Origin of the sequence: Streptomyces sp. NPDC048349 (genome assembly GCF_040651925.1) — a bacterium.
Lineage (GTDB): Bacteria > Actinomycetota > Actinomycetes > Streptomycetales > Streptomycetaceae > Streptomyces.
The window spans coordinates 76,036-82,035 of sequence record NZ_JBEZLA010000020.1 but is presented as its reverse complement, the minus strand read 5'-3'; the positions used below and the strand labels follow the sequence as shown (position 1 = coordinate 82,035).

The window sequence follows — 6,000 nt, the reverse complement described above, 5'->3', positions numbered from 1 at the left end:
CAGTCGGCCCAGGCGTCGGATACACCGTCGGCACCGGCGAAGAAGTCGGCGCAGACGTCGGATACACCGTCGGCACCGGCGAAGAAGTCGGCGCAGACGTCGGATACACCGTCGGCACCGGCGAAGAAGTCGGCCCAGGCGTCGGATACACCGTCGGCACCGGCGAAGAAGTCGGCGCAGACGTCGGATACACCGTCGGCACCGGCGAAGAAGTCGGCGCAGGCGTCGGATACACCGTCGGCACCGGCGAAGAAGTCGGCGCAGGCGTCGGGTTCACCGTCGGGACCGGCGCGCGGGTTGGGGTCGGCGTGCATGTGGTGGTCGGCGTCGGAGCCGACGTCGCGGACTGGGCCTGGGCCATGCCGGTTGCGAGAGCGAGGCCGGCCACCACCCCGGCCACGGCAACAGCTGCCGCGAATCCTCGAATTCGGCGAGTACGTATGCGCATGTGGGTCCCCCCGGTCAATATGCCCGGCACCATCGCCGGGCATGATCCAAAGAGAGCCAACACCGTCCGTCGCCGACCCGCAACCGGCTTGCGCATCTCGCAGTCCCGTCCTGCTTCCGCCGTTACCAGCACACCATTCCGCTTGCACCTGCGTAGGCGTCGGCCGCGAGCAGGCCAGGCGCGGCCCGCGAACCGTGGCGTCGTCGCCGCCCTTCGCGCCGCGGCTCGGTGGTGTGTGGCTCTCGTGCGCAGGTCAGTCGGTTGGCTCCTGGGGCCTGACGTTGCCCGGGCCGGCCGCGGGCTGCGTTCCCTCCTTGTCCGGGGCGGGGCCGTCGCGCCGGGGCCGTTCGGCTGCGGCGTCCGGGAGGTCGGGGGCGCCCGGGTCCAAGGGCGGGAGGTCGGGGGTGACAGCGTTCCGCTTCTCCGGCACTCGATCCGGAAGTTCGGGCTCCGAGGGGGCGTTCTGCATGACGGGTCTCCTTGCACGCGGGGTCGGACAGGAAAGCCGGAAGACGACAGAAGGGTTTGCTGCCTGCCGTCGCGCCTTTCCGCCTGCCCCGCTCTCGGCACGTCACACGCGTAACGGGTGACGTGGATCGACGACGACGGTGCCGTGGACGGGTGGGGCCGTGCGTGGCCGGCGCGGCTCTTCGCGAGGCCCTGCGCGCCGGCACCGGCCCCTGGGGCGCCAGTCGCGCCGGCCGTCAGGGGGTGAAGAGGACCTTGACGGCGCCGTCCCGCTTCTTCTGGAACATCTCGTACGCGTCGGGTGCCTCTTCCAGAGGCAGCCGGTGGGTGGCGAAGTCGTCCACCCCCAGGGGGTCCCCGTCGGTGAGCAGGGGAAGGATGTCGTCGACCCAGCGCCGTACGTTGGCCTGGCCCATGCGCACCGTGAGCTGCTTGTCGAACATGGTCAGCAGGGGTAGCGGATCGACCGCGCCGCCGTACACCCCGACCACCGATACGGTGCCGCCGCGGCGGACGAGGTCGATCGCGGTGTGCAGGGCGGAGAGCCGGTCGATCCCGGCACGCTTCATCAGGGCCGCGGCGAGGGCGTCCGGCAGGAGAGTGGTCATGCCCTGCGCGGCGGTGGCGATGCGGCTGCCGTGCGCCTCCATTCCTACGGCGTCGATGACGGCATCGGCGCCCCGGCCACCGGTCAGCTCGCGCACGGCGTCCACCAGGTCGTCACTGCTCTGCCGGACGTCCAGGGTATGGAAACCTCGCTGACGGGCCCGGTCCAGGCGTTCCGGAACGAGGTCGATGCCGATGACCGTCCCGGCGCCGCGGTGTGCCGCGATGCGGCAGCTCATGTCGCCGATGGGCCCGAGGCCCAGCACAGCGACGCTGCCGTCCGGCGGAATGTCCGCGTACGCGACCGCCTGCCAGGCCGTGGGCAGGACGTCCGACAGGTAGACGAACCGGTCGTCGGGCGGGCCGTCCGGGACGGGGACGGGAAGCGCATTGCCGAACGGGACGCGGAGGTATTCGGCCTGGCCGCCCGGCACCTGGCCGTAGAGCTTCGTGTAGCCGAACAGGGACGCGCCGGTGCCGTGCTCGTGGACCTGCGTCGTCTCGCACTGGGACTGGAGTCCGCGGGTGCACATGTAGCACGTGCCGCAGGAGATGTTGAAGGGGACCACCACCCGGTCCCCCGCCTTCACGGCGGTGACCGCGGGTCCGACCTCCTCGACGATGCCCATGGGCTCGTGGCCCAGGATGTCTCCGGGGTCGAGGAAGGCCCCGAGCACTTCGTACAGGTGCAGGTCGGAGCCGCACAGACCGGTCGTCGTGATCTTGACGATGATGTCGTCGCCTTCGCGGATCGCGGGATCGGGCACCGTGTCGACGCGTACGTCCCGCTTGCCGTGCCATGTGAGAGCCCTCATGATGCCTCCTTGCCGGCGGTACTGATCGTTCTGCCGTCTGCGCTGCCGGTCTCCCCCACGGTGCGCGTGCCCCCTGCCTCGCCGACGAACCGGAATGGGCGGGTATTCCTCAGGGCCGCCGTCAGCGGGCCGGGACTGTCCGGGCTCGATGCGCAGGACGGGCGGGGTGGGCTGGAGGGGCGGATGGGCAGAGTGGGTGGTCAGGGGGACGGCAGCGCATCAGGGTGGGTGCGCGGGGGCAGTCGCACGTTATGAATCGTTTTCTGGACTCTGGACGCTCCTACTGGATGCAGACGGCCGCTTTTCCGTCCTTCGGCCCGCTCTCGGGGACCGCGGAGGCGGACGCGGCGGTGATCGGCAGCGGCATCGTCGGCCTCAGCACGGCGTGGGAACTCGCCCGGGCGGGGCTCAGTGTCGTCGTACTGGAGGCGGACCGGCTCGCGTCAGGCGTCACGGGGCACACGACGGGAAAGCTCACCGCCCTCCACACCACCGTGTACGACATGCTGCGGACCAAGCACGGGGACGACGCCGCCCGCCAGTACGCGGCGTCCCAGAGCTCCGCGCTGCGGCACGTCGTGGACGTGGCCGGGGAGCTCGGCATCGGCTGCGAACTCGAGACGCGCCCGGCACTCACCTACTGCGAGCAGCCCGAGGGCGTCGAGGCGTTGCGCGCAGAGGCCGAGGCGGCCCGATCAGCTGGCCTGACCGCTTCTTTCGTCACCGAGACCGGCCTGCCCTTCCCTGTTGCTGGGGCCGTCCGGGTGGAGGACCAGGCACAGTTCCACCCGCTCAAGTACCTGCGCGGACTCGTCGACGACCTCGTCGCGCGCGGCGGGCGGATCCACGAAGGCACCCGCGTCACCGACCTCGACTACGGGGACCCCTGCCGACTCACCACCGATGCCGGGGCCACCGTCTCCGCCCGGCACGTCGTCGTGGCCACCCACCATCCCCTCTTCGACAACGCTGTGCTCAGCACCCGGCTGACCCAGCACCGCGACCTGGTGATCGCGGGCTCCCTGCCCGCTGGTCGCGACCCCGAGGGCATGTACATCACGGAGGAGGGTGGCAAGCGCTCCGTCCGCACGGCGCCGCTCGCGGACGGCAGCCGGCTCCTGATCGTCACCGGAGAAATGTTCACTCCCGGTACCGGCGCAGACACCGAGGCGGGGTACGCCCGGCTCCAAACCTGGGCCGAGGAGCATTTCCCCGGTTTCACGATCGGCTACCGGTGGGCAGCGCAGGACAACAGCGCCACGGACCATCTGCCCCTCATCGGGCGGCTCCCCGGGGGTGGTGACGACGTCTACGTCGCCACCGGCTTCGCCGGCTGGGGCATGACGGGCGGGGTCCTCGCCGCGACAATCATCTCCACGCTCGTCAGCGGCGGAGAGGAGCCCTGGTCCGGTCTCTACGACCCACGCCGCATCGGCTCCGCGCTCCGGTCCGCGCCGACGTTCCTCAAGGCCCAGTGGGACACCGGCAAGCACTTCGTCAAGGACCGCCTGGACACGCTCGGCGACGGTACCCACGGCCCGGTCCGGAGTCTGGAGCCTGGTGAGGCCACCGTGGTCCGGGTCGGCGGCAAGCCGTGCGCCGTGCACCGCGACGACCAGGGCGAGCTGCATGCCGTCTCCGCCGTCTGCACCCACCTCGGGTGCATCGTCGGCTTCAACAATGCGGAGCGGACGTGGGAATGCCCGTGCCACGGTTCCCGCTTCGGCATCGACGGCGAGGTCCTGCAAGGGCCGGCGCTCCGCCCGCTGGAGCGACAGGATCCCGGAGAACTCTGACCCGGGGCGGGCGGAGCGGTTGCGGACGGCGGCCCGGGGCGGGCGGAGCGGTTGCGACGGGCGACGGCCTGGTGAGCACCGAGCCATGGCGATGCGGGCGAAAGAGCTGGTCAGAGCCAAGCCATGGCGTTGTGTGCGTTCACCGCTCCATACGGCGTTGGTCCGCCTCGCTCCAGGCCCTGGTGTCACGCGGCTGGACGTAGGGCTCCGTGTCCTCGGGCAGACCACCGGCGATCGCCCGCTGACGACTCAGTTCAGCGTCGAACTCCAGCCCGAGGAGGATCGCCAGGTTGGTGATCCACAGCCAGATGAGGAAGACGATCACGCCGGCGAGCGTGCCGTACGTCTTGTTGTACGAACCGAAGTTCGCGACGTAGAACGCGAAGCCGGCCGAGGCGATCATCCAGATGACCAGGGCGAGGAAGCTGCCCGGCGTCAACCACTTCAGTCCGCGGCCCTTGGCGTTCGGGGCGGCCCAGTAGAGGAGCGCGATCATGATCGTGACGAGGAGGACCAGGACCGGCCACTTCGCGAACGACCACACCGTCAGCGCACTGTCACCGATGCCCAGGGCCGCACCGACCTGCCGTGCCAGGCTGCCGGTGAAGACCACGATGAGCGCGCTGGCGCAGGCGAGGACCATCAGCGCGACGGTGAGGGCCAGCCGCAGCGGCAGCACCTTCCACACCGGTCGGCCCTCGGGCATGTCGTAGACGGCGTTCGAGGTGCGGATGAACGCGGCGACATAGCCGGAGGCCGACCACACCGCGACGACCAGGCCCACGATCGCCACGAGTGATCCGACCCCGGCGTTGCCCTGGAGCTGCTGCACCGCGTTGGTGATCACGTCCCGGGCGGAACCGGGAGTCAGCCTCTGGAGGTTGTCCAGGACCCTCTGCGTCGTCGACTCCCCCGCGATGCCGAGTATGGACACCAGCACCAGGAGGGCCGGGAAGAGGGCCAGCACGCCGTAATAGGTCAGCGCCGCGGCCCGGTCGGCCAGCTCGTCGTCTTTGAACTCCTTCAGGGTGCCGCGCAGCACTTCCTTCCAGGACCGCTTGGACAGAGCGGAAAGCTGGTCCGGTGCCCGTTCCTCGACCTGCTCGTCGGGGCCTGCCACGGCCTGCCGACCGCCGCCCGCCCGCTCCGGTTCCCCGCCATGGTCAGGCTTCGGTGTGAGTGTCATGTCCTGCGGCTTTCCACTTACGCGCTACTCATGTGCGGGCATCGATGAATGTGGCGGGCGACGTGTACGGCGTGGCGTGTACGGCGTGTACGGAGCAGCCCGTGGCCAAGGGCGCCGGGCAGGGTTCGAAGAGGCCCGTGCGCGATGCGGTGGCGGTGGCGGTTGGGGTTGCGGTGGCGGTTGGGGTTGCGGTTGCGGTTGCAGTGCTGCGAGGCCCACGTGGCCCGAGGGGTCGGCCGCCGACTCCAGGCGGCCTGGGTTTGGAATCGCGAGCAGCGTGCAGAAGCGACTTGACAGACTTCACAGCGCAAAGGCGGGAGACGCATCATGGGCATCATCGCTTGGATCCTCATCGGACTGCTGGCCGGCCTCATAGCCAAGGCGCTCATGCCGGGCAAGGACCCGGGCGGAATCATCATCACCATGCTCATCGGTATCGCAGGAGGCCTGCTGGGCGGCTGGCTCGGCAAGGTCATCTTCGGTGTCGACTCCATCGACGGGTTCTTCGACCTGTCCACCTGGATCGCCGCCATCGTCGGATCCCTGATCCTCCTGGCCCTCTACCGCCTCGTCACCGGAAACCGGCACTCCCACCGACACGCCTGACCCCGGCCGGTAGGCCGGCCGCAGGCCGCACCGTCCACCGCGAACGGCTCCCCCTCACCTGGAGGGGGAGCCGTT

At 70.2% G+C, this 6,000-nt stretch carries 6 protein-coding genes; 2 read left to right on the top strand and 4 right to left on the bottom strand.

Annotation, left to right across the window (positions count from 1 at the left end; genetic code table 11):
• The 3 genes from AB0D44_RS13985 to AB0D44_RS13975 all read right to left on the bottom strand — a co-directional run.
• The coding region (locus AB0D44_RS13985; protein WP_362589317.1) for a hypothetical protein at positions 1–314 on the bottom strand (314 nt) is incomplete at its 3' end.
• A gap of 387 nt (positions 315–701) precedes the next feature.
• Positions 702–917 (bottom strand): hypothetical protein, encoded by a 216-nt coding sequence (locus tag AB0D44_RS13980; protein ID WP_362589314.1) that lies wholly within the window; start codon positions 915–917, stop codon positions 702–704.
• A gap of 235 nt (positions 918–1,152) precedes the next feature.
• Positions 1,153–2,337, bottom strand: coding sequence for an alcohol dehydrogenase catalytic domain-containing protein (locus AB0D44_RS13975; protein ID WP_362589311.1), 1,185 nt, complete (start codon positions 2,335–2,337; stop codon positions 1,153–1,155).
• Positions 2,338–2,624: 287 nt separating this feature from the next.
• Between AB0D44_RS13975 and AB0D44_RS13970 the strand changes: the two genes are divergently transcribed.
• A complete protein-coding gene (locus AB0D44_RS13970) occupies positions 2,625–4,133 on the top strand; it encodes an FAD-dependent oxidoreductase (RefSeq protein ID WP_362589309.1) in 1,509 nt (502 codons plus the stop codon).
• A 139-nt stretch (positions 4,134–4,272) separates the two neighbouring features.
• On the opposite strand, the gene AB0D44_RS13965 is transcribed toward AB0D44_RS13970, so the two are convergent.
• On the bottom strand, positions 4,273–5,319 hold the full coding sequence (locus tag AB0D44_RS13965; protein ID WP_362589307.1) for a YhjD/YihY/BrkB family envelope integrity protein: 1,047 nt from the start codon (positions 5,317–5,319) through the stop codon (positions 4,273–4,275).
• 327 nt (positions 5,320–5,646) lie between these two features.
• On the opposite strand from AB0D44_RS13965, the gene AB0D44_RS13960 reads away from it, so the two are divergent.
• Positions 5,647–5,925, top strand: a complete 279-nt coding sequence (locus tag AB0D44_RS13960) for a GlsB/YeaQ/YmgE family stress response membrane protein (protein WP_362589304.1) — start codon at positions 5,647–5,649, stop codon at positions 5,923–5,925.
• The last annotated feature ends 75 nt before the right edge of the window (positions 5,926–6,000 follow it).

Excerpts from the sequence above, each read along its gene's own strand:
- AB0D44_RS13960 (WP_362589304.1), top strand. The coding sequence starts at position 5,647 with ATGGGCATCATCGCTTGGATCCTCATCGGACTGCTGGCCGGCCTCATA.
- AB0D44_RS13975 (WP_362589311.1), bottom strand. The coding sequence starts at position 2,337 with ATGAGGGCTCTCACATGGCACGGCAAGCGGGACGTACGCGTCGACACG.
- AB0D44_RS13980 (WP_362589314.1), bottom strand. The coding sequence starts at position 917 with ATGCAGAACGCCCCCTCGGAGCCCGAACTTCCGGATCGAGTGCCGGAG.
- AB0D44_RS13970 (WP_362589309.1), top strand. The coding sequence starts at position 2,625 with ATGCAGACGGCCGCTTTTCCGTCCTTCGGCCCGCTCTCGGGGACCGCG.
- AB0D44_RS13965 (WP_362589307.1), bottom strand. The coding sequence starts at position 5,319 with ATGACACTCACACCGAAGCCTGACCATGGCGGGGAACCGGAGCGGGCG.